Source organism: Bradyrhizobium diazoefficiens (genome assembly GCF_016616885.1).
Lineage (GTDB): Bacteria > Pseudomonadota > Alphaproteobacteria > Rhizobiales > Xanthobacteraceae > Bradyrhizobium > Bradyrhizobium diazoefficiens_F.
The window spans coordinates 3,086,232-3,108,154 of record NZ_CP067102.1; the positions used below are offsets into that span (position 1 = coordinate 3,086,232).

Genomic DNA, 21,923 nt, shown 5'->3' on the forward strand with positions numbered 1-21,923 from the left:
GCAAAGACGATTAGCTTGCTGTCCTCGGCCGTTTTTCCGCCAGCGCCGCCGCCAGCGCAGAGATCAGTGGACGCATGAAATAGGCGTCGTCCGCAGGCGAGATGTCGGTGCGCAGGCCGTGCGCGGCAAGCTCACCTGAGACTGCCGGTCCCACCGAGGCGATCAACGTGCGCTCGAATCCCGCGCGCAACTTCGCGTCGCTGCCATGGGCCTTGGCGGCCTCGATCAGCCGACGCACCTGGCCGAGATTGGTCAACGCGATGGCATCGATTCGTCCCTCGGCCATGTCGTCGATGGCCGCGACGATGTTGGCGTCCGCGGCTTTGGAATCGTAGACGTAAGGCAACACGGTATCGACCTCGGCACCTTGCGCGGCCAGCGCGCCGGTCAGTGCGCTGTGGTCCTTGTCCGGATAGAGCTGGAGGCCGAGGCGATGCCCCTTCAAGTCAAGCTTGCCGAGCATCTCGATCACGCCCTCGGTGGTCGGCTTCTCCGTGGTCTGCTGGGCCTCGAGCGAGATTTCGCGCAGCGCCTTGCCGGGCTTCGGGCCGCGTGTGAACTTTCGCGATTGGGCCAGCGCCGCGACGAAGGCCTGGTCGAGGCCGCGTGCGCGCGCGAGCTTCATGATCCGCCGCAAGCCTTCACCGGTCATCAGCACGAGGTCGTCAAGCGGCTTGTCGACGGCGCGACGAATCCAGGCCTCGACCGGGGCGGGGTCGGGCGCGTCCTGGATGGTGAACATCGGGCACTGCACGACCTCGGCGCCTTGCTCGGCCAGGAGTTTTGAGAACTGCGCCTCCTCGCGGGTCTCCAGGATCAGGATGCGGGTGCCGGTCAAACGGTCGGCCATGGGCGTGCTCCTGTGAGCAAATATCGCAATCGTCTGTTTATCTTGGCATCGTCGTCGGGATTGGCGCAAGGGGCGCGTCGGTGCTAGAGCAAGACGCAAATCGCGGGTTGTTCCGCGGCCTTTGCACCATCCTTCATCAAGAGCCATGCCCGATCATCAATATGTTCTAACCCTGTCCTGCCCGGATCGACCCGGCATCGTCTCGGCGGTGTCGACCTTCCTGGCCCATAATGGACAGAACATTCTCGACGCCCAGCAGTTCGACGACGTCGAGACCAAGAAATTCTTCATGCGCGTCGTGTTTACCGCGGCCGATCTTGCCGTGGAGCTGGCAGCGCTCCAGACCGGCTTTGCCGCGATCGCCGAGCGTTTCGGCATGGAGTGGCAGATGCGCGACCGCGCCGCGCATCGCAAGGTGATGCTGCTGGTGTCGAAGTCCGACCACTGCCTGGTCGACATCCTCTACCGCTGGCGCACCGGCGAATTGCCGATGACCTTGGCCGCGATCGTCTCCAACCATCCCCGCGAGGCCTATGCCGGGCTCGATTTCGGCGGCATCCCGTTCCACTATCTGCCTGTTACCAAGGAGACCAAGAGCGAGCAGGAGGCGCAGATTCTCGATCTCGTTGCCAAGACCGGGACCGACCTCGTCGTGCTCGCCCGCTACATGCAGATTCTATCCGACAATCTCTCGGCAAACCTGTCCGGCCGCTGCATCAACATCCATCACTCGTTCCTGCCGGGCTTCAAGGGCGCAAAGCCCTATCATCAGGCTCATGAGCGCGGTGTGAAGCTGATCGGCGCGACCGCCCATTACGTCACGCGCGACCTCGACGAAGGCCCGATCATCGACCAGGACGTCGAGCGCATCAGCCACCGCGACACGCCGGAAGATCTTGTCCGCAAGGGCCGCGACATTGAGCGCCGCGTACTGGCGCGCGCGATCCGCTATCACCTCGACGACCGCGTCATCCTCAATGGCCGCAAGACGGTCGTGTTCATGGATTAGCGCGCCGAGGCGATGCGTCGACATCGAACCCGGAATCTCGAGATTCCTGGTTCGCATCTTCGAGGCGCTGCGGAAATGACAACTCAGCGCAGCGCGTCTCCCGAGGTGGATCCGGTCGCGCCCTTCTGCGTCTGCTCTTCCCTCTCGCGATTGGCCGCCGGCATCAGCCGCTTCTGCTCCCGTTCCTTCATCCATGCGTCGTATTGCGGGGTGCCTGGTCGCGGTGGGGCGTCCGCCGGGAGGCCGCCAGCCCATCGCGGGACATAGTCGCCCATGCCGGCCGACAGCTTCTCGTTGACGGTGCCGCAGCCGGACAGGCCCGCGGCAAGCCCGACGAGAAGGAGAGATTGGAAACGCATGGACATCGTGCGGGCGCCGGAATTGGAACGAGGTGATCGGACGCCGGATAACCAGCGGTGAGGAACGATAGCCTTCAACAAGGTAAAATTGGCTTATTCGAGGTGGGTATCAAAATACCGAATTGAATGAGCATCGCGCCTGCAATGTTCAAATCCTGCAAATGAAAGAACCAAATCCTCCATCCATCTGCCGGGTCGCATTTCTAGACTACGGCCATCACCTCGCGACATTCTGGCTTGGTCGGCGACCCGGCTTTTTCGTTGACAGGTCCATTCTATTTGTACATTCGTACAAATGGAAGTGCAGGCTCGGGGGATGCTCGGGTTTCCCCGGCGTAACCGCGACATTGCTTTCCACGCTTGGTATTCGGAATGCGCGGATTGCGCCGAATGGTCGCCAAACGTCCGATTGACAATGAGGGCGCGAAAGACGCCTTTGTGACGCGCGACATCGCTCGTGCGTGGGTTAAGGTGAGGCAAGGACCGGGCACTCGGTCCGGCGCACAAGAGGTCAGGAATGAAGGGGAGGGACATCTGATGTTCGAACGCAAACAGTTTTCTCGGGCGGCCGCACTTGTCGCCATCGCCGGCCTCGCGGTCGTCGCGCCGGCCGAGGCGGAAGACACCGTCAAGGTCGGTCTGATCCTGCCGATGACAGGCGGGCAGGCCTCGACCGGCAAGCAGATCGAGAACGCGATCAAGCTCTACATGCAGCAGAAGGGCGACACCGTCGCCGGCAAGAAGATCGAGATCATCCTCAAGGACGACGCGGCGATTCCGGACAAGACCAAGACCGCCGCGCAGGAACTGATCGTCAACGACAAGGTCAATTTCATCGGCGGCTTCGGCGTGACGCCGGCGGCGCTCGCAGCCGCCCCGCTGGCGACGCAGGCGAAGATCCCGGAAGTCGTGATGGCGGCCGGCACATCGATCATCACCGAGCGTTCGCCCTATATCGTGCGCACCAGCTTCACGCTCGCGCAGTCCTCGACCATCATCGGCGACTGGGCGGTGAAGAACGGCATCAAGAAGGTGGCGACGCTGACGTCGGACTATGCGCCGGGCAATGACGCGCTCAACTTCTTCAAGGAGCACTTTACGGCTGGCGGCGGTGAGGTGGTCGAAGAGGTCAAGACGCCGCTCGCCAACCCCGACTTCGCGCCGTTCCTGCAGCGCATGAAGGATGCCAAGCCCGACGCGATCTTCGTGTTCGTGCCGGCGGGCCAGGGCGGCAACTTCATGAAGCAATACGCCGAGCGCGGCCTCGACAAGGCCGGCATCAAGGTGATCGGACCGGGCGACGTCACCGACGACGACCTGCTGAACAACATGGGCGACGCCGTGCTCGGGACCGTGACCGCGCACATCTATTCAGCGGCGCATCCCTCGCAGATGAACAAGGATTTCGTCGCCGCTTACAAGAAGGCGTTCGGCACGCGTCCCGGCTTCATGGCAGTGGGCGGCTATGACGGCATCCACCTGATCTACGAGGCGTTGAAGAAGACCAATGGCGACACCGACGGTACCAAGCTGGTCGAAGCCATGAAAGGTCAGAAGTGGGAAAGCCCGCGCGGTCCGATCTCGATCGATCCGGAGACGCGCGACATCGTCCAGAATGTCTACATCCGCAAGGTCGAGAAGGCCGACGGCGAGCTCTACAACGTCGAGTTCGCGACCTTCGAGGCCGTCAAGGATCTCGGCAAGACCAAGAAGTGACGCGCGAAAGCGCGTCATCCCGGGGCTCTCTTCTTACCTCTCCCGCTTGCGGGAGAGGTCGGCGCGAAGCGCCGGGTGAGGGTTCTCTCCTCTAGGGGAGTCTCTCTGTTGAGAGACCCTCTCCCCAACCCTCTCCCGCAAGCGGGAGAGGGAGCGCAGCACGGCACCTGGCTACTACACTTGAGATGATTTTCGACGCACGATGACCTCAATCCTCACCAACCTGTTCGATGGCGTTGCCTACGGCATGCTGCTGTTCGTGCTCGCTTGCGGGCTCGCGGTTACGCTCGGCCTGATGAACTTCGTCAACCTCGCCCATGGCGCCTTCGCCATGGCCGGCGGCTATGTCTGCATGGTGCTGGTCAACAGGATGGGATGGCCGTTCTTCGCCGCGCTGCCGCTGGCCTTTGTCTCCGCGGCCGCAATCGGAATTGCGCTCGAGCGCACGCTCTATCGCCACCTCTATGCGCGCAGTCACCTCGACCAGGTGCTGTTCACGATCGGACTGACATTCATGTCGGTCGCAGCCGTGGACTACATCCAGGGCTCGTCGCGGGTGTTCATCAACCTGCCGGCCGCGCTGCAAGGCCAGTTCGACGTGTTCGGCGTCGGCATCGGCCGCTACCGGCTGATGATCATCGTGATCTGCGGCCTGCTCACCATCGGTCTGCAGATGGTGCTGGCCAAGACCCGCTTCGGCAGCCGCCTGCGCGCCGCCGTCGACGATCCCCGCGCCGCGAGCGGCCTCGGCATCAACGTGCCGCAGGTGTTCGCGTTTACCTTCGCCTTTGGATGCGGGCTTGCGGGTCTCGGTGGTGCGCTGAGCGCCGAGATCCTCGGCCTCGATCCGTATTTCCCGCTGAAGTTCATGATCTACTTCCTGATCGTGGTCACCGTCGGCGGCTCGTCCTCGATCACCGGACCATTTTTGGCCTCGCTCCTGCTCGGCATCGGCGACGTCGCCGGCAAATATTACGTGCCGAAGATGGGACCCTTCGTGATCTACACCATGATGATCGTGATCCTGATCTGGCGCCCGAACGGCCTGTTCGGCCGCACGGCCGCGCGTTGAGTTTGCCGATGAGCGCTTCGTCCGACGTCGGTTATCACGCCCAGCGGCAGGCGCGCTGGCACTATGGCGAGGCCGCCTTCTGGCTCGTCGTGCTCGCCTGCGGCTTTCTGTTTCCCACGCGCTATCTGATCATGACCGACATCCTGCGGCTGGCGCTGTTTGCGATGTCGCTCGATCTCATCCTCGGCTATGCCGGCATCGTCTCGCTCGGCCACGCCGCCTTCTTCGGCGTCGGCGCCTATGCCGCGGGATTGCTGGCGCTGCACGGCATCATCAACGAGCCGGTGCTGGCGCTGATCGCTGCGGGCTTGGCTGCGATGGTGCTCGGCTTTGCCACCAGCTTCCTGGTGATCCGCGGCGTCGACCTGACCCGGCTGATGGTGACGCTCGGCATCGCGCTACTGCTGGAGGCGCTGGCCGAGCGCTTCTCCAACATTACTGGCGGCACCGACGGCCTGCAGGGCATCGAGATGCAGCCGATCCTTGGCGAGATCCCGTTCGATATGTTCGGCAAAGCCGGCTTCTTCTATTCGTCGGCCGTTCTGTTTGTGCTGTTCCTTCTCGCCCGCCGCATCGTGCACTCGCCGTTCGGCCTGTCGCTGCGCGCGATCAAGAACAATCCGCTCCGCGCCGCCGCGATCGGCATCCCGGTGAACCGCCGCTTGATTGCGATCTATACTCTAGCAGCGTTCTATGCCGGTATTGCAGGCGCGCTGTTCACCCAGACCACCGCGATCGCTTCGCTCGACGTGTTCGCCTTCGAGCGCTCCGCCGATCTGATGCTGGTGCTCGTGATCGGCGGCACCGGTTATCTCTATGGCGGGCTGATCGGCGCGGTGATCTTCCGCATGCTCCAGGAAGTGTTCTCCACGATCACCCCGCAATATTGGCAGTTCTGGATCGGCCTCGTGCTGGTCGTGATCGTGCTGGTCGGCCGCCAGCGCCTGCATCGCTGGGTGCTCTATGTGCCCAATCTGGTGATCAAGCAGGTGATGGGGCGCAAGGCCGTCGTCGCCGTGCCGGAGAGCGACGCATGACCATCGCGCTTGAAACCCGGAATCTCGAAAAGACCTTTGGCGGCCTGCGCGTCACCCGCGACTTGTCGCTGAAGATCGAGCAGGGCGCCCGCCATGCGCTGATCGGTCCGAACGGCGCGGGCAAGACCACGGTCATCAACCAGCTCACCGGCGTGCTCAAGCCGAACTCGGGCCGCATCCTGCTCGAAGGCCAGGACATCACCGATCTGCCCGTGCACAAGCGCGTACTGCGCGGTCTGTCGCGCACATTCCAGATCAACCAGCTCTATCCTGATCTGACCCCGCTTGAGACCATCGGCCTGACCGTCTCCGAGCGCCTCGGCCATGGCGGCGACTGGTGGCGGCGAATGGGCACCCGCAACGACGTCAACGGCGAGATCGCCGATCTGTTGACGCGCTTTCATCTGCTCGATGTCATGAACGAACAGACCGTGACGCTGCCTTACGGCAAGCAGCGCCTGCTCGAGATCGCGGTCGCGATCGCCGCCAAGCCGCGGGTGCTGCTGCTCGACGAGCCCGCCGCGGGCGTGCCGGAGAGCGAGCGCCACGACATTCTCGCCGTCGTAGGTAGCCTGCCGCGCGACGTCACCGTGCTGCTGATCGAGCACGACATGGATCTCGTGTTCTCCTTTGCCGACCGCATCTCGGTGCTGGTCGCCGGCGCGCTGCTGACCGAAGGCCCGCCCGACCAGGTCGCGCGCGATCCGCAGGTGAAGGCGGTCTATCTCGGCGAGGAGGCGGTCAATGTCTGACCTGCTCGCAATCAAGTCTCTGCGCGCCGGCTATGGCGAGGCCGTAGTGCTGCCCAACATGTCCCTGCGCCTGGCCGAGGGGCAGGTGCTGGCGCTGCTCGGGCGTAACGGCACCGGCAAGACCACGCTGATCAATTCCGTCGTCGGCGTCACCCGCCGCTTCTCCGGCAACCTCACCCTCGGCGGCACCGACGTCACCACCATGCGGCCGGACCAGCGGGCGCGCGCCGGCATTGGCTGGGTGCCGCAGGAGCGCAACATCTTCCGCTCGCTGACGGTGGAGGAGAACATGACCGCGGTGGCGCAGCCCGGTCCCTGGACCGTGGAGAAGGTCTACGAGATGTTTCCGCGGCTGAAGGAGCGGCGAAGCAACTTCGGCAACCAGCTCTCCGGCGGCGAGCAGCAGATGCTGGCGATCGGCCGCGCGCTGACCCTCAACCCAAAAGTTCTGCTGCTGGACGAGCCAACCGAGGGCCTGGCCCCGATCATCGTCGAGGAGCTTCTGAAGGCGATCGGCACCATCACCCGGGCCGGCGGCATCTGCTCGATCATCGTCGAGCAGAATGCCCAAAAGATTCTGGGGCTTGCCGACCGCGTTGTGATATTGGAACGCGGAACGATCGTCCACGACGCCCCGAGCGCCGCGCTGAAGGCCGACCCGTCGGTCCTGGAGCGCCACCTCGGTGTCGCAGGGGCGGCGGCCCACTAAAAAATCCTCGGGAGTCAAAAAATGCAGCGAACCAAAGCCCCCTTCCGTGCCGACGAGGTCGGCAGCCTCCTGCGCCCCGCCAAGATCAAGGAAGCCCGCGCCAAGCTCGAGAAGGGCGAGATTTCGGCCGACGATCTGCGCAAGATCGAGGACATGGAGATCGAGAAGGTCGTGCACAAGCAGGCCTCGGTCGGCCTGAAGCTCGCGACCGACGGCGAATTCCGCCGCTCCTGGTGGCATTTCGATTTCCTGGCCAAGCTCACCGGCTGCGAAATGTTCCACCCGGACACCGGCATCCAGTTCGCCGGCGTCGAGACGCGGCATGACGCGGTGCGGGTGATCGGCAAGCTGGACTTCCCCGACAATCACCCGATGCTGGACCACTTCCGTTTCCTGAAGAAGGTAGCCGACCAGGCCCACGTCACCGCCAAGATGACGATCCCGTCGCCGGCCGTGCTGCACTTCCGCGGCGGCCGCAAGGCGATCTCCAAGGACGTCTATCCCGATCTCGACGCCTTCTACGAGGATCTCGGCAAGACCTATCGCAAGGCCGTGAAGGCGTTCTACGACGCCGGCTGCCGCTATCTGCAGTTCGACGACACCGTGTGGGCCTATCTCTGCTCGCCGGACGAATTGCAGAAGGCGCGCGAGCGTGGCGACAATCCGGAAGGCCTCCAGCAGATCTACGCGCGTATCATCAACTACGCGCTGGCCGAGAAGCCCGCCGACATGGTGGTGACCACGCACGTCTGCCGCGGCAATTTCCGTTCGACTTGGATTTCCTCGGGCGGCTACGAGCCGGTGGCCGAGACCATGCTCGCCGGCACCAATTACGACGGCTACTTCCTCGAATACGACTCTGACCGCGCCGGCGGCTTCGAGCCGCTGCGCTTCCTGCCCAAGGGCAACAAGGTCGTCGTGGTCGGCGTCATTACCTCGAAGTTCGGTGAGCTCGAGAAGAAGGACGACATCAAGCGCCGTCTCGAAGAAGCTTCCAAGTTTGCGCCGCTGGAGCAGCTCGCACTGTCGCCACAGTGCGGCTTTGCCTCGACGGAGGAGGGCAACATCCTCTCCGAGGAGGAGCAGTGGGCCAAGCTCAGCCTTGCGGTCGAGATCGCGAAGGAAGTGTGGGGCAATTAAGTTGCCTCGTGGTTGCTGTCATTCCCCGCGAAAGCGGGGAATCCAGTACGCCGCGGCATCTCGATAAATCACGGACGTCTCGGAGTACTGGATCGCCCGGTCAAGCCGGGCGATGACACTGAGTGTGTGGCGGGCAGCTTCTCGATCCTGACGTGGTGGCACAATCGCCAGCCTCACTTCACCGCCAGATAGACCTCGCCCAGCAGCGACGAGTTCGACCACGGCACCTGCTTGTTCTTCGTGCCCGAGACCACCTCGGCCCGCACCCGCGTCAGCATCTGCTGCACCTCCAGCCCGGGCGCGCCGATATGGCGGGACAGCGCCGCGGAGAAGGGCGAATTGGCGCCTTCGCCGTCGAGCGCCACTTGGCCCGGTGCGGTCGCGAATGCGATCAGCGTGCCGGCTCCCAACGTCGCACCGGATCCGAGGCTTGACGGCGCGGCAAGGCCTGATGCGCCCTCGATACCGCGACTGCTGCCGGCGCTTGCGACCTGCTGCGCCATCGGATTGTTGCGGCAGGCGACAGAAAGGGAACGTGCCCCTTTGTTGCCCCCAATGGATCGCCGGTTCAGATCCCAGTAGTTGCGGATGCGGTCTTACTTTTTCGGTTGGCGGGTGCGGATCTCGATAGAACCTCCGGCCATCTGAACTTCGAATCGCGACAGGAAGCTCATGCCAAGCAGGCCATCGACGCCGGCGTCGTAACTCTTGTCATCCGTGTTCTGGATCGCTACGGGCACGTTGGTTGCTTCCAGCTTGCCGAGCGCAACCTTGTCGGCCCTGGAGAGCTTCGCCCTGCTCTGGCCGTTGGCTGTCATGAGCATGATCTCGCTGGCGCCTGCGTCGGTGATTTTGGCGCGGCCGGCAAAAGTGGATTTCACGGACACGTAGGTCGCACCGGTATCGAGGATGAATAGTCCGGAAACGCCGTTGATCGTTGCCTTGACTGTAACGACGTCCTTCTGCCCGCGGAGAGGGAAGCTCTCCTTGCGAAATCCCGTCGACGCGGTGCAGTGGCCCTGGCTTTCGTAGTCGGAGATAATCTTCCGAGTCTGGGTGGTATCACGGATGGCCGGATCGAGCGCTACCCATAGACTGATCGGCGCTGCGGCCTCGCAGAACTGCTTGAGCGCGGCATAGGCGCCTGCCATGCGCAGAAACACGCGGCTCGAAATCGATTTCTTGTCTGCGCCATAGAGCTCGATGGCATCCGAATAATCGGCCAGCGCACGGTGGTAGTCTTGCAGGCCTTCAAGCGCGACGCCTCGCAAGTAATGCGCGTCGTGATTGGTCGGTGCGCGCCGCATGAACTCGTCGGCGACCTCCACGGCTCTGGGATAGTCGGTGAGCTTGAGATAGATATCGATCGAGCGATGCAGTGCCGTGATCGGCGCGCCGCAATTCATGACGAACTTATAGAGCCCGTTGGCGCCCTCTCGCCGGTAGCCGAGCTTGTCCAGCATCAACGCGAGATCGCCGATGCTTTTCTGGTCGCACGGCTCGCGCTTCAACTCTTCCAGGCGCAGCCAGACAAACGGATCGCGCGCGGCCGCCACGGGCAGGGCGCCTATCCTTTCGTAGACTGGTGCGAAAATTCGTCGGGGTTCTCATCCAGGTAACCTGCGCATGCGCCGCCCGATATTGCCGCCAGAAAGCAAGCGGCGAGCCAAAACAACCTGAACATATCCTGCCCCGACCATCCCCGTTGGCCACGTATACCAACAAGTGTAGGCGCGGCCAAATGCACGATGAGGTGTACCCGGAGGAATCGATTGGGGAGTGGAGCCAATTCCTGAGGGTATTCCCTGAGTGGGCAGAACTTGCTAAGAGACAGGTCCCAACCATCCTGCCCACCATCATCCCATTCATGAAGAACGACGAAATCCTGAGCGAAATCACCGAGTTCTGTCGCAAGGCGGACATGGCGGAATCGACGTTTGGCCGGCGCGCGGTGAACGATGGGAAGCTCGTGCATCGCCTGCGCGAGGGCAAGCGCATCACCATCGACACGCTGGAGCGGATCCAGGCCTACATGGCCGCGTCGACCGGAGGCCTGCCGCCGCCGCGGGGACTTCAGGTGCCCCCGGAAAAGCGCGATCCGCGCGGCAATTTCCGCTTCTTCGAGAACCGGCAGAAATATTTGCTGTTCGTCCACACCTGCAGCGAGAAGCGGGTGATCGCCGACCGGGTGGCGCTGGAGCTTGCCACCATCCATCCGCGGCCCCCGGCATTGCGGATCTTCGACGCCGGTGTCGGCGACGGCACGGTGCTGGCGCGGGTGCTGCGTGCCACGCACCAGCGCTATCCGCACATGCCGTTCTATGTCGCCGGCAAGGAGCTCAGTCTCGAGGATTTGCGCCTGACGCTGGAGAAGGTGCCGGACCGCATTTTCGAGCATCCGGCGTCGATTTTCGTCTTCACCAACATGTTCTATTCGGAGGCGCCGTGGCTTACGCCGGCGTCGCCTGCGGCAGCGGCAGCCACCGTCTGGCACGAGGTCCCGCTACGGGGCGCCTCGTCAGGCGAGTTCGAGCAGCAGATCGCCGAGCTTCGGCCGTTCCTGGAGCAGAACTGGCGTGCCGCGATCAGCCCGCGCACGGCCATGCCGCTGTATGAGCGGCCGGTGGTCCTGGTGCTCTACCGCGAAGACCACAGGTTCCTGCTGGATTCGACCATTCCGCGGCCGGGCCAGACCGAGGCCAATTTCGACCTCGTCATCGCATCCCAGCCATACCGTGCCCTGTCCTCGGTCAATTTCCGGGCCAAGCGGATCATTGCACCGCTGGCTAAGGCCTTGCGGCCGGGCGGCCGCCTGATTGGAATTCACTCCCATGGTCACGATCCCGGCATGGAAATGATCCAGGCCATCTGGCCCGGAGAAAATCCTTTCTCGGTGAGCCGTCATGAGCTATTGCGCGCCGTCAAGTACGAGCTTGGGTCGTTGGGCCGCGACTTAAATTTGAATGCTTACGCGGATAACCGTTCGATCTTCAGGTATGATATGGAAGCGCTGCCCAACGAGGTAACGGGTACCATCGGAACCTCGACGGCCTTTGCAGCGTGGAATGCGGCGGTGTATGTCGCTCAGATTGAGGACGACCGGTTGACAGATATGACTCAAAACGGCCGCACTCTGGATGCCGCCAGGGATGTGCTGCGAAAGTACAACGGGCTCTGGTTTCTCGACGAATCCTACGTCATCTCGCGCCGGCGTGATTGACATAATCCAAGGGTAAACATCGCAAACGTCCGCCTGAAGTGGCGGAACAAGGGGTTACTGATGCGCGCGTCCTATCTTTTCACCAGCGAGTCCGTGTCTGAGGGCCATCCGGACAAGGTCTGCGACCGGATCTCCGACGAAATCGTCGACCTGTTTTACCGCGAAGGGCCGAAGGCCGGCATCGATCCGTGGGCCATCCGCGCCGCCTGCGAGACGCTCGCCACCACCAACAAGGTGGTGATCGCCGGTGAGACCCGCGGCCCGAAATCCGTCACCAACGAGCAGATCGAGAGCGTCGTGCGCGACGCGATCAAGGACATCGGTTACGAGCAGGACGGCTTCCACTGGCAGAAGGCCGACATCGAGATCCTGCTGCATCCGCAGTCGGCCGACATCGCACAGGGCGTCGATGCGCTGCAGCCGGGCGAGGTCAAGGAAGAGGGCGCCGGCGACCAGGGCATCATGTTCGGTTACGCCACCAACGAGACGCCTGACCTGATGCCGGCGCCGATCTTCTACGCCCACAAGATCCTGCGTCTCATCTCCGAAGCCCGTCACTCCGGCAGGGAGAAGGTGCTCGGTCCGGACTCCAAGAGCCAGGTCACCGTGCAGTACGAGAACGGCAAGCCGGTCGGCGCGCGCGAGATCGTTGTGTCGCACCAGCATCTGGTCGAGGACATCTCGTCGAAGCAGATCCGCGACATCGTCGAGCCCTATGTGCGTGAGGCGCTGCCGAAGGACTGGATCACGCCGAAGACCATCTGGCACATCAACCCGACCGGCAAGTTCTACATCGGCGGTCCCGATGGTGACTCCGGCCTGACCGGCCGCAAGATCATCGTCGACACCTATGGCGGCGCGGCCCCGCATGGCGGCGGCGCGTTCTCCGGCAAGGATCCGACCAAGGTCGACCGCTCCGCGGCTTACGCTGCCCGCTACGTCGCCAAGAACATCGTCGCCGCCGGTCTCGCCGACCGCTGCACGCTGCAGCTCGCCTACGCCATCGGCGTGGCGCGTCCGCTGTCGATCTACATCGACACCCACGGCACCGGTAAGGTGTCGGAGGACCAGCTCGAGAAGGCCGCTGCCAAGGCGATGGACCTGACCCCGCGCGGCATCCGCAGCCATCTCGATCTCAACCGCCCGATCTACGCGCGCACCTCGGCCTACGGCCATTTCGGCCGCACGCCCGACAACGAGGGCGGCTTCTCCTGGGAGAAGACCGATCTCGTCGAGGCGCTCAAGCGCGCGGTCTGATTACCGAAATCATTCCGGGACGCCGCGAGAGCGGCGAACCGGGATCGCTAATCCTTCAAATCAAGATTCCGGGTTCGCCTGTTCAGGGTGACGCGGAATGACCCGTTCAACAACAGGACACTCGCAATGAACGCGAAGCCCGGCTTTACCGATTACATCGTCAAGGACATCTCGCTCGCCGATTTCGGCCGCAAGGAACTCTCGCTGGCCGAGACCGAGATGCCCGGCCTGATGGCCACCCGCGAAGAATACGGCCCGAAGCAGCCGCTGAAGGGCGCGCGTATCGCCGGCTCGCTGCATATGACGATCCAGACCGGCGTGCTGATCGAGACGCTGGCAGCCCTCGGCGCCGACATTCGCTGGGTCTCCTGCAACATCTATTCGACGCAGGACCACGCTGCCGCTGCGATCGCCGCCGCCGGGATTCCCGTCTTCGCCGTCAAGGGCGAGACGCTGACCGAGTACTGGGACTACACCGCAAAACTGTTCGACTGGCACGGCGGTGGTCACCCGAACATGATCCTCGATGACGGCGGCGACGCCACCATGTATGTCCATCTCGGTCTGCGCGCCGAGAACGGCGACGCCGCGTTCCTGGACAAGCCGGGTTCGGAAGAAGAGGAAGTCTTCTTCGCGCTTCTGAAGAAGCAGCTCAAGGAAAAGCCGAAGGGCTACTTCGCCGAGATCGCCAAGAGCATCAAGGGCGTTTCCGAAGAGACCACCACGGGCGTGCATCGTCTCTATGACATGCAGAAGGCCGGCACGCTGCTGTGGCCCGCCATCAACGTCAACGACAGCGTCACCAAGTCGAAGTTCGACAACCTCTATGGTTGCCGTGAATCGCTGGTCGACGGCATCCGCCGCGGCACCGACGTGATGATGTCGGGCAAGGTCGCGATGGTCGCGGGCTTCGGCGACGTCGGCAAGGGTTCGGCGGCCTCGCTGCGCCAGGCCGGCTGCCGCGTGATGGTGTCGGAAGTCGATCCGATCTGCGCGCTGCAGGCGTCGATGGAGGGTTATGAAGTCACCACCATGGAAGACGCCGCGCCTCGCGCCGACATCTTCGTTACCGCGACCGGCAACAAGGACATCATCACCATCGAGCACATGCGCGCGATGAAGGATCGTGCCATCGTCTGCAACATCGGTCACTTCGACAACGAGATCCAGATCGCCTCCTTGCGCAATCTGAAGTGGACCAACATCAAGCCGCAGGTCGACGAGATCGAGTTCCCCGACAAGCACCGCATCATCATGCTGTCGGAAGGCCGCCTCGTGAACCTCGGCAACGCGATGGGCCATCCGTCCTTCGTGATGTCGGCGTCCTTCACCAACCAGACGCTGGCGCAGATCGAGCTGTTCGCCAACAACAAGGACGGCAAGTACAAGAAGGAAGTCTACGTGCTGCCGAAGACGCTCGACGAGAAGGTCGCGCGCCTGCATCTCGCCAAGATCGGCGTCAAGCTCACCGAGCTCCGCAAGGACCAGGCCGACTACATCGGCGTGAAGCAGGAAGGTCCGTACAAGTCGGACCACTACCGGTACTGAACAGCTGATCACATCGATCATCGATGCAAAGCCCCGGAGCGATCCGGGGCTTTGTTGTTTCGGCGCGTGGAATTCAACTCGCTTTGCAGTTGCGGCACGGCTGTTTGCCGATTGACGGCCCGCAGCGACGAGCGGACAATCGTCCTCGGCGGAGGAAACCATGCAACAAGAACATTTCGACGTGCTGATCGTCGGTGCCGGGCTATCAGGCATCGGCGCGGGCTATCATCTTCAGAGCAAGTGCCCCGGCAAGAGCTACGTCATTCTGGAGGGCCGCGACTGCATCGGCGGCACCTGGGACCTGTTTCGCTATCCCGGCGTCCGCTCCGACAGCGACATGTTCACGCTCGGCTATTCCTTCAAGCCGTGGACCGATCCGAAGGCGATTGCCGATGGGTCGCAGATCCTGAACTATGTGCGCGAGACCGCAACCGAGAACGGCATCGAGAAGCACATCCGTTTCCGTCATCGCGTCAAGCGCGCGGCGTGGTCAACGCGGGAAGCGCGCTGGACCGTCGAGGTCGAGCGCACGGCGGGCGAGGGCGCGACCGAACTCGTGCACTTCACCTGCAATTTCCTGTTCATGTGCTCGGGCTATTACAAATACGAGGCAGGCTATACGCCGGAGTTCAATGGCGTCGCGGATTTCGCCGGTCGCATGGTGCATCCGCAGAAGTGGACCGAGGATATCGACTACGCGGGCAAGCGCGTCATCGTGATCGGCTCGGGCGCGACCGCGGTGACATTGGTGCCGGAGTTCGCCAAGACCGCGGCGCAGGTCACGATGCTGCAGCGCTCGCCGACCTATGTGGTGTCGCGCCCGGCGCAGGATCCCGTCGCCAACAAATTGCGCCGCAACCTGCCGGCGCGGCTGGCCTATCACCTGATCCGCTGGCGCAATGTGATGTGGGGGATGTTCTTCTTCCAGCTCAGCCGGCGGCGGCCGGACAAGGTGAAGAACCTGATCCTTGGGGGCGTGCGTCTGGCGCTGGGGCCGGACTACGACATCGCCACGCATTTCACGCCGCGCTACAACCCCTGGGACCAGCGGCTCTGCCTCGTGCCCGACGGCGATCTTTTCAAGGCGATCCGCGAAAAGCGCGCCGCCGTGGTCACCAACGAGATCGACACCTTTACCCACGACGGCATCCGTTTGAAGGACGGCAGCGAGCTTCCCGCCGATATCATCGTGACGGCGACGGGGCTGGTGCTCCAGGTCGTCGGCGGCCTCGAGATCAGCGTCGACGGCCGCGCCGTCGATTTTGCCAGCACGCTGACCTACAAAGGCATGATGTATGCCGACGTGCCGAACATGGCCTCGGCCTTCGGCTACACCAATGCGTCGTGGACGTTGAAATGCGATCTCACCTGCGAATATGTCTGCAGGCTGATCAATTACATGGACCGGCACGATTTCCGCCAGTGCATGCCGCACAATGACGACCCGGAGATATCAGCGCAGCCGTCGCTCGATTTCACCTCAGGCTATGTGCAGCGCTCGGTCGCCAAGATGCCGAAGCAGGGCTCGAAGCAGCCGTGGCGGCTGTACCAGAACTACGCCCTCGACATCGTCTCGTTGCGCTTCGGCCGGATCAATGACGGCGTGATGCGATATTCCTGATCTCCGTGTCTTCCCGGGAAATCTACCCGTTGCTTGAGACGAATCGCGACTTGCGGTAGTGTTTTGTTGCTGTATGCAACTTAATTCCGACGGCGGACTGAGTTCCGCTTCGCTGCCGTGGAGGGAGGGAAGGACATGTACGTCCTCGCTCTGGTTACGCAAAAGGGCGGTAGCGGCAAGAGCACGCTGGCTGCGGGACTCGCCGTGGCCGCGATGAAGCACGCAGAGCGCGTCGCTCTCGTCGAAGCGGACGCGCAAGGAACGATCTCGAAATGGAAAGAGCGGCGAGAAAGTCGCTACCCCTTCGTCAATTGCATTGCCGATCCCGATGAGATCGAGCCGGTGCTCGCGCGCCTTGAGGCGGATGGAACCTGGCTTGCGATCATCGATACCCCCGCCACGAACAACAGCCTGTCGATGCAGGCGATCGCGAGGGCCGATCTTTGTCTGATCCCCGCGCGTCCAAGCCCGGCTGATATCGAGGCTGCCATTCCGACACTGATTGCCATTCGCAAGCTCGGCCGCCGCTTTGCCTTCGTGCTCAATCAAACGCCGCCGCGTGGCAGCCGGCTGAGCGAGGCCGCAATCTCGCTGAACTCGCTAGGCCTGCTGGCGCTTCCCTTCATCGCGCAGCGCAACGATCACCAGGATGCGCTTGGCGCAGGATTGGGCGTGAGCGAGTTCGCTCCGACGGGAAAGGCTGCGACCGAAATTGCCGCACTGTGGAGTTGGGTCGCTCAGCATCTGGGCACGGAGCCGATGGATCATGAGCAAGGCGCGGTCAAGATCGCCTGCTAACGATGCGCGCGCCAAGCGGCGTTCGCTCGTGGAGCTGACGGAGGCGGCGAGCCGGAGCGCCGAGGAACGCCTGCTGGGAATGTCCACCAGCCTCATTGCGAGCTCTGGAGAAGATGGACCGCAGGTCGAGCAAGCAGCGGCGCCGGCTTCGATCAATGTGTCGACCGTAGCTGATGCAATGGAAACGCGCGCGGAGGCTGCCAGGGCGGTGCCGCAGCCGGTGGAAGTCCAGTATTCTGACGGCACCATCGACACCATTGATATGTCGGTGGAGATTGCCAAAGACATGCAGGCCCGTGTTTTGGAAGGCTTGAAGGTCAGCATGCACACCGCATTGGATTACACGAAGAACCTTGCCCGCCCGCAGCGGCAACCCGGCGGGGATGTGAATGCGGCTGGCATAGCTGCCGGCGAAGGCGACAAGCTCGATCCGCTTGGATCTGCGGCCGAGTGCCGTGCGGTCCTGCTCGAACTGATGAAGGTCAACGCAGGCGCGACCCTTGCGTATGTGCGGGAGGTGGGCCAGGCGAAAACGCTGTCTGAATTCGTCGAACTATCGAGCTCGCATGCACGAAAGCAGTGCGAGCTGGTTCTCAAGCAAACCGAAGTGCTGAAATCGCTCGCCAGGAACGTAGCCAAGTCCCGTCCCGAATAGTTCGCGAGACTGGAGTGCCGGACCCTCGATCGCAATCCTGCGCGTCGTTTCGACCATTCAAGGCCTGCGCTCAAGAGGGCCATGCTTAACGGCGGATTAACCCGCCGGTCCTACGTTGTCTCGGCCGGGGTTACTCGCAAGGCCGAGGTGAACCCAATGGAAGCCCAGAAGATCGCGGTCGACGCCGTCGTCGCGCTGACCGATTGCGACCGCGACGCCGTCATTGCATTCATTCGCCGGCTCTATCTCGCCGGCGTCACCGACCCCAAGCGCCTGACCTTTAGGGGTCTCCAGGCGCTGTCCAAGGTGTAATTCGGCTCGTTTCGGTCCATTTTAGCGCAAGTTCCGTCCCCAAAGCTCGCTCGAGCGTGACCGCAACCCCCCGGTGAATATCTTGCCGGTGGGATCGGGCCGCGCTAGATCACGTCCCCGGCTGGGTCACTCGGGATTTGGGGAAATGCTGAAGCAGCTTTTTGCGCCGCAACTTGTCATTTTGTATGTGCTTGCGGCATCGACGATTTACGTTCACTTCCGCGGCAAGCAGCGACTGCGCTTGGCGCGCCAGCTCGGCGATCACTCGACCTATCTCGCCCCCTACAATGTGCTGATGTATGCGGGCTCGGCGGTGCCGAACAAGCCCGTCATCGCCGTCGAGCAGTTTCCCGAGTTGAAGCCGCTCAGCGAGAACTGGGAGACCATCCGCGATGAGGCCGTTCGCCTGTTCGACGAAGGTTTTATCCGCGCGGCCGCGAAGAATAACGACTGGGGTTTCTACTCGTTCTTCAAGAGCGGCTGGAAGCGCTTTTACCTGAAATGGTACGACGACTTCCTGCCCTCGGCGCGGACGCTGTGCCCGAAGACGGTCGAGCTGCTGAATTCGATTCCGAGCGTGCACGGCGCGATGTTCGCGATGCTGCCGCCGGGCGGCAAGCTTGGTGCGCACCGCGATCCCTTCGCCGGCTCGCTGCGCTATCACCTCGGCCTGGTGACGCCGAACTCGAACAAGTGCCGCATCCTGGTCGACGGTGTCGAATGCGTCTGGCGCGACGGCGAGGCCTTCATGTTCGACGAGACTTTCATTCACAGCGCGGAGAATGCAACCGACGTCAACCGCATCATCCTGTTCTGTGACGTCGAGCGCCCGATGAAGTTCGGCTTCATGACCGCGATCAACCGCTGGGTCAGCCATCACATCGTCAAGGCGTCAGCAACCCAGAACGTCGATGGCGAGAGCGTCGGCGTGCTCAACAAGGTGTTCGGCAAGCTCTACGAGATCCATCTGGGCAGCCGCAAGGTCAAGGAGTGGAACCGTAACGTCTACTACACGCTGAAGTACTCGCTGACGGCGTTGATCCTCGGCCTGATCGTGCTGTCGGCGCTGCGGTGATCGGCGTGGTTGTGCCGCAGATGGAGCCGGCGATAGCGTCCTTGCCGACCGCCAACACCGAGTTGGTGCAGTTCTTCCGTCAGTGGCTGGAAACCTTCGCAGGCTATGTCCGCGAGGTCGACTACGCCTCGGCGCGGCCGCTCTTTCATCCTGATGTGCTGGCCTTCGGTACGCATAACGACGTTATCCCGGGCCTCGACCAGTGGGTCTCATCCCAATGGGACAACGTCTGGCCGAAGACGACCGACTTTCGGTTCGTGCTCGAACAGACCTCGATCCTGGCATCCTCCGATGGCACGATGGCGACGGTGATCGCGCCGTGGACCAGCACGGGCTATCATCTCGATGGCAGCCCGTTTCCGCGTCCGGGCCGGGCGACGATGGTGTTTTCCAGGCGCGCCGATGGCTGGCTGTGCGTGCATTCGCACATGTCGCTCAATCGCGGCGTGCCGCAGGCCAGTCACGCCAACCGGCCGGTGAAGGCGCGGTAGAGCGAGTTCGCGCGACCACCCAGCCTCCAGCCCCTGCCGACCGACGAAAGTTCTAGGCGCCATCTAGGCTTTGCCGGAACCCTCGGCCGCGCGAGACAGTTTGTAGTCAAAAGACCCGGTCAGGGTTCAAATCGAAAGGGGGGCGCGTCAGAAGGAGACGTTCCATGGCAACGCTCGGCCTCGACGCCGCCCAACTGTCCCCATCCGAACATCGGCTCCAGCTTCGTCGCGCCGTCATCGCCTCCACGGTGGGGACTGCGATCGAATGGTATGACTTCTTCCTCTACAGCACGGTGACGGGGCTGGTCTTCGCAAAGCTGTTCTTCCCGCAATCCGACCCCCGGGTTGGCACGCTCGAGGCGTTTGCCATCTATGCGGTCGGCTTCGTCGCGCGTCCGATTGGCGCTGCGATCTTCGGACACTACGGCGATCGCATCGGCCGCAAGTCGACGCTGATTGCGACGCTGCTGCTGATGGGACTGGCGACCGCGGCGGTGGCCGTGGTGCCGACCTATTCGAGCATCGGTATCTGGGGCGCGGTGATCCTGACCGTGCTGCGCTTCATCCAGGGCGTTGGCGTCGGCGGCGAATGGGGCGGCTCGGTGCTGATGTCGATGGAATGGGCGCGCAACGACCGGTCACGCGGATTGATCGCGTCCTGGCCGCAATTCGGCGTGCCCTGCGGCCTGTTCCTGGCCAACCTGGCCGTGCTGGCATTCAGCCAGATGGCGGGCGACCGATTCCTGGCCTGGGGCTGGCGCATACCGTTTGCGCTCAGCCTCATCCTGGTCGGTGTCGGTCTTTACATCCGGCTCGGCATCCTCGAAACACCGGTGTTCTCCAAATTGATGGCCGAGCGCCGGCTCGACCGCACGCCGATGCTGACGGTGATCAAGCAGCATCCGAAGGAAATCTTGCTGTCGGCATTCGCGCGCATGGCCGAGCAGGCACCGTTCTACATCTTCACCGCGTTCGTCTTTTCCTACGGTATCGGCACGCTGCATCTCTCGCGCGACTTCCTGCTGACAGCGGTGTTGTCGGCCTCGGTGCTGTCATTCGTGACGATTCCGGTCTGCGGTCATCTGTCCGACCAGATTGGCCGCAAGAACATGTACATGGCCGGCGCGCTCGTCACCGGCATCTTCGGCTTCATCTACTACGCGATGCTGGATACCGGATCGGAGGTGATCGTTTTTCTCGCGATCTTCCTGTCGCTGATCCCGCACGACATGATGTACGGTCCGCAAGCCGCGTTGATCGCCGAGAGCTTTACCGGACGCCTTCGCTACAGCGGCGCGTCGCTCGGCTATCAGTTTGCATCCGTGATTGCCGGTGGCCCCGCGCCGCTGATCGCAGCCTGGCTGTTCGGTGCGTTCCACTCAGCGACGGCGATTGCGGCCTATATCGCGGCTTGCTCCGTCATCACGCTGATCGCGACCGCGCTGATGACCGACTACACCGGCAAGGACATCAACGCCGTTGGCGCGCACGGTTCGCAGGCCTGAGACCGGAAAAGCCTTCGTAAAAAAGCCCCGGACGTTACGTCCGGGGCTCTGACGATTTCCGCGAATTAGAGGCGAGCCTACTCCGGCTGGCCGATCGAGACCTTCAGCGTGCCGACGCCGTCGACGCCGCATTCGAGCTTGTCGCCGGGCTGGAGCTGCGACACGCCGGCCGGCGTGCCCGTCATGATGATGTCGCCGGCGGCGAGCTTCACCTGCTGGGAGAGCTGCCAGATGATCTCCGGCACATTCCAGATCAGCTCGCTGAGGTCGCCCTTCTGCGCTTCCTTGCCGTTGACGGTGAGCCAGATCTTGCCCTTGGAGGGGTGGCCGATTTTCGAGGCCGGCTGCACCGCGGAGCACGGCGCGGAACCGTCAAACGACTTGCCGACCTCCCACGGACGTTCCTTCTTGCGCGAAGCGATCTGGAGGTCGCGGCGGGTGAGATCGATGCCGACGGCGTAGCCGTAGACATGATCGAGCGCCTTCTCGGCAGGGATGTTCAGGCCGCCGCTCTTCATCGCGACGATCAGCTCGACCTCGTGATGCAGATCCTTGGTCAGCGGCGGATAGGGAATCGTGGCGCCATCGGGCATCAGCATGTCGGCGTGCTTCGCGAAGAAGAACGGCGGCGCGCGCTCGTCATTGCCCATCTCGCGGATGTGCTCGAGATAGTTGCGGCCGACGCACCAGATGCGGCGCACCGGATAACGGCCGGCCTCGCCGACGACGGGAAGCGAAGCCTGCGGCGGAAGCGGGACGACGTAGGAGGCGGCGTTCATGAAGCGATCTCGCTGCTC

At 63.0% G+C, this 21,923-nt stretch carries 21 protein-coding genes and 1 pseudogene; 17 read left to right on the forward strand and 5 right to left on the reverse strand.

Going from position 1 to position 21,923, the window contains the following annotated elements; translation table 11 throughout:
- Nucleotides 1-10: 10 nt before the first annotated feature.
- Complete coding sequence (locus JJC00_RS14045; protein ID WP_200473117.1) at nt 11-850, reverse strand: uroporphyrinogen-III synthase; 840 nt, start codon at nt 848-850, stop codon at nt 11-13.
- Between the two features lie 145 nt (nt 851-995).
- Here JJC00_RS14045 and purU point away from each other — a divergent pair, with 145 nt between their 5' ends.
- Nucleotides 996-1,859, forward strand: a complete 864-nt coding sequence (gene purU / locus JJC00_RS14050) for a formyltetrahydrofolate deformylase (protein WP_200473118.1) — start codon at nt 996-998, stop codon at nt 1,857-1,859.
- An 83-nt stretch (nt 1,860-1,942) separates the two neighbouring features.
- Here the strand turns inward: purU and JJC00_RS14055 are convergent, their stop codons facing one another.
- Nucleotides 1,943-2,224, reverse strand: coding sequence for a hypothetical protein (locus JJC00_RS14055; protein WP_200473119.1), 282 nt, complete (start codon nt 2,222-2,224; stop codon nt 1,943-1,945).
- 531 nt (nt 2,225-2,755) lie between these two features.
- Here JJC00_RS14055 and JJC00_RS14060 point away from each other — a divergent pair.
- From JJC00_RS14060 to JJC00_RS14085, 6 genes are all read left to right on the forward strand, one after another.
- Nucleotides 2,756-3,934: an ABC transporter substrate-binding protein gene (locus JJC00_RS14060; RefSeq protein WP_200473120.1), complete on the forward strand. Its 1,179-nt coding sequence runs from the start codon at nt 2,756-2,758 to the stop codon at nt 3,932-3,934.
- A 202-nt stretch (nt 3,935-4,136) separates the two neighbouring features.
- A complete protein-coding gene (locus JJC00_RS14065) occupies nt 4,137-5,006 on the forward strand; it encodes a branched-chain amino acid ABC transporter permease (protein WP_200473121.1) in 870 nt (289 codons plus the stop codon).
- A gap of 8 nt (nt 5,007-5,014) precedes the next feature.
- Complete coding sequence (locus tag JJC00_RS14070) at nt 5,015-6,043, forward strand: branched-chain amino acid ABC transporter permease (protein ID WP_200473122.1); 1,029 nt, start codon at nt 5,015-5,017, stop codon at nt 6,041-6,043.
- Complete coding sequence (locus JJC00_RS14075; RefSeq protein WP_200473123.1) at nt 6,040-6,795, forward strand: ABC transporter ATP-binding protein; 756 nt, start codon at nt 6,040-6,042, stop codon at nt 6,793-6,795. The genes JJC00_RS14070 and JJC00_RS14075 overlap by 4 nt, the downstream gene beginning before the upstream one ends.
- A complete protein-coding gene (locus JJC00_RS14080; protein ID WP_200473124.1) occupies nt 6,788-7,504 on the forward strand; it encodes an ABC transporter ATP-binding protein in 717 nt (238 codons plus the stop codon). Before JJC00_RS14075 ends, JJC00_RS14080 begins: the two co-directional genes overlap by 8 nt.
- Nucleotides 7,505-7,525: 21 nt before the next feature.
- Complete coding sequence (locus JJC00_RS14085; RefSeq protein ID WP_200473125.1) at nt 7,526-8,644, forward strand: cobalamin-independent methionine synthase II family protein; 1,119 nt, start codon at nt 7,526-7,528, stop codon at nt 8,642-8,644.
- Nucleotides 8,645-8,817: 173 nt separating this feature from the next.
- On the opposite strand, the pseudogene JJC00_RS14090 reads toward JJC00_RS14085, so the two are convergent.
- Both JJC00_RS14090 and JJC00_RS14095 read right to left on the reverse strand, forming a co-directional pair.
- Nucleotides 8,818-9,165 (reverse strand): annotated as a pseudogene (locus tag JJC00_RS14090) (caspase family protein); the annotation flags it as partial.
- Nucleotides 9,166-9,240: 75 nt separating this feature from the next.
- On the reverse strand, nt 9,241-10,200 hold the full coding sequence (locus tag JJC00_RS14095; RefSeq protein WP_246774207.1) for an aspartyl protease family protein: 960 nt from the start codon (nt 10,198-10,200) through the stop codon (nt 9,241-9,243).
- Nucleotides 10,201-10,511: 311 nt separating this feature from the next.
- On the opposite strand from JJC00_RS14095, the gene JJC00_RS14100 reads away from it, so the two are divergent.
- The 10 genes from JJC00_RS14100 to JJC00_RS14145 all read left to right on the forward strand — a co-directional run bounded on the left by JJC00_RS14100 (nt 10,512) and on the right by JJC00_RS14145 (nt 21,126).
- Nucleotides 10,512-11,864 (forward strand): hypothetical protein, encoded by a 1,353-nt coding sequence (locus tag JJC00_RS14100; RefSeq protein WP_200474113.1) that lies wholly within the window; start codon nt 10,512-10,514, stop codon nt 11,862-11,864.
- 60 nt (nt 11,865-11,924) lie between these two features.
- Nucleotides 11,925-13,121, forward strand: a complete 1,197-nt coding sequence (gene metK / locus JJC00_RS14105) for a methionine adenosyltransferase (protein WP_200473126.1) — start codon at nt 11,925-11,927, stop codon at nt 13,119-13,121.
- Between the two features lie 126 nt (nt 13,122-13,247).
- Nucleotides 13,248-14,669 (forward strand): adenosylhomocysteinase, encoded by a 1,422-nt coding sequence (gene ahcY / locus JJC00_RS14110; RefSeq protein ID WP_200473127.1) that lies wholly within the window; start codon nt 13,248-13,250, stop codon nt 14,667-14,669.
- A 160-nt stretch (nt 14,670-14,829) separates the two neighbouring features.
- Entirely contained in the window at nt 14,830-16,290 is a 1,461-nt protein-coding gene (locus tag JJC00_RS14115) for a flavin-containing monooxygenase (RefSeq protein ID WP_200473128.1), read from the forward strand.
- A gap of 135 nt (nt 16,291-16,425) precedes the next feature.
- Nucleotides 16,426-17,088 (forward strand): ParA family protein, encoded by a 663-nt coding sequence (locus JJC00_RS14120; protein ID WP_200473129.1) that lies wholly within the window; start codon nt 16,426-16,428, stop codon nt 17,086-17,088.
- A complete protein-coding gene (locus JJC00_RS14125) occupies nt 17,057-17,743 on the forward strand; it encodes a phasin family protein (protein WP_200473130.1) in 687 nt (228 codons plus the stop codon). The genes JJC00_RS14120 and JJC00_RS14125 overlap by 32 nt, the downstream gene beginning before the upstream one ends.
- Nucleotides 17,744-17,899: 156 nt before the next feature.
- Nucleotides 17,900-18,055 (forward strand): hypothetical protein, encoded by a 156-nt coding sequence (locus JJC00_RS14130; protein ID WP_200473131.1) that lies wholly within the window; start codon nt 17,900-17,902, stop codon nt 18,053-18,055.
- A gap of 145 nt (nt 18,056-18,200) precedes the next feature.
- A complete protein-coding gene (locus JJC00_RS14135) occupies nt 18,201-19,130 on the forward strand; it encodes an aspartyl/asparaginyl beta-hydroxylase domain-containing protein (RefSeq protein WP_200473132.1) in 930 nt (309 codons plus the stop codon).
- A 32-nt stretch (nt 19,131-19,162) separates the two neighbouring features.
- Nucleotides 19,163-19,621, forward strand: a complete 459-nt coding sequence (locus JJC00_RS14140) for a YybH family protein (RefSeq protein ID WP_200474114.1) — start codon at nt 19,163-19,165, stop codon at nt 19,619-19,621.
- Between the two features lie 164 nt (nt 19,622-19,785).
- Nucleotides 19,786-21,126 (forward strand): MFS transporter, encoded by a 1,341-nt coding sequence (locus tag JJC00_RS14145; protein ID WP_200473133.1) that lies wholly within the window; start codon nt 19,786-19,788, stop codon nt 21,124-21,126.
- A 77-nt stretch (nt 21,127-21,203) separates the two neighbouring features.
- On the opposite strand, the gene JJC00_RS14150 is transcribed toward JJC00_RS14145, so the two are convergent.
- Nucleotides 21,204-21,905: a fumarylacetoacetate hydrolase family protein gene (locus JJC00_RS14150; RefSeq protein WP_200473134.1), complete on the reverse strand. Its 702-nt coding sequence runs from the start codon at nt 21,903-21,905 to the stop codon at nt 21,204-21,206.
- Nucleotides 21,906-21,923 lie beyond the last annotated feature (18 nt).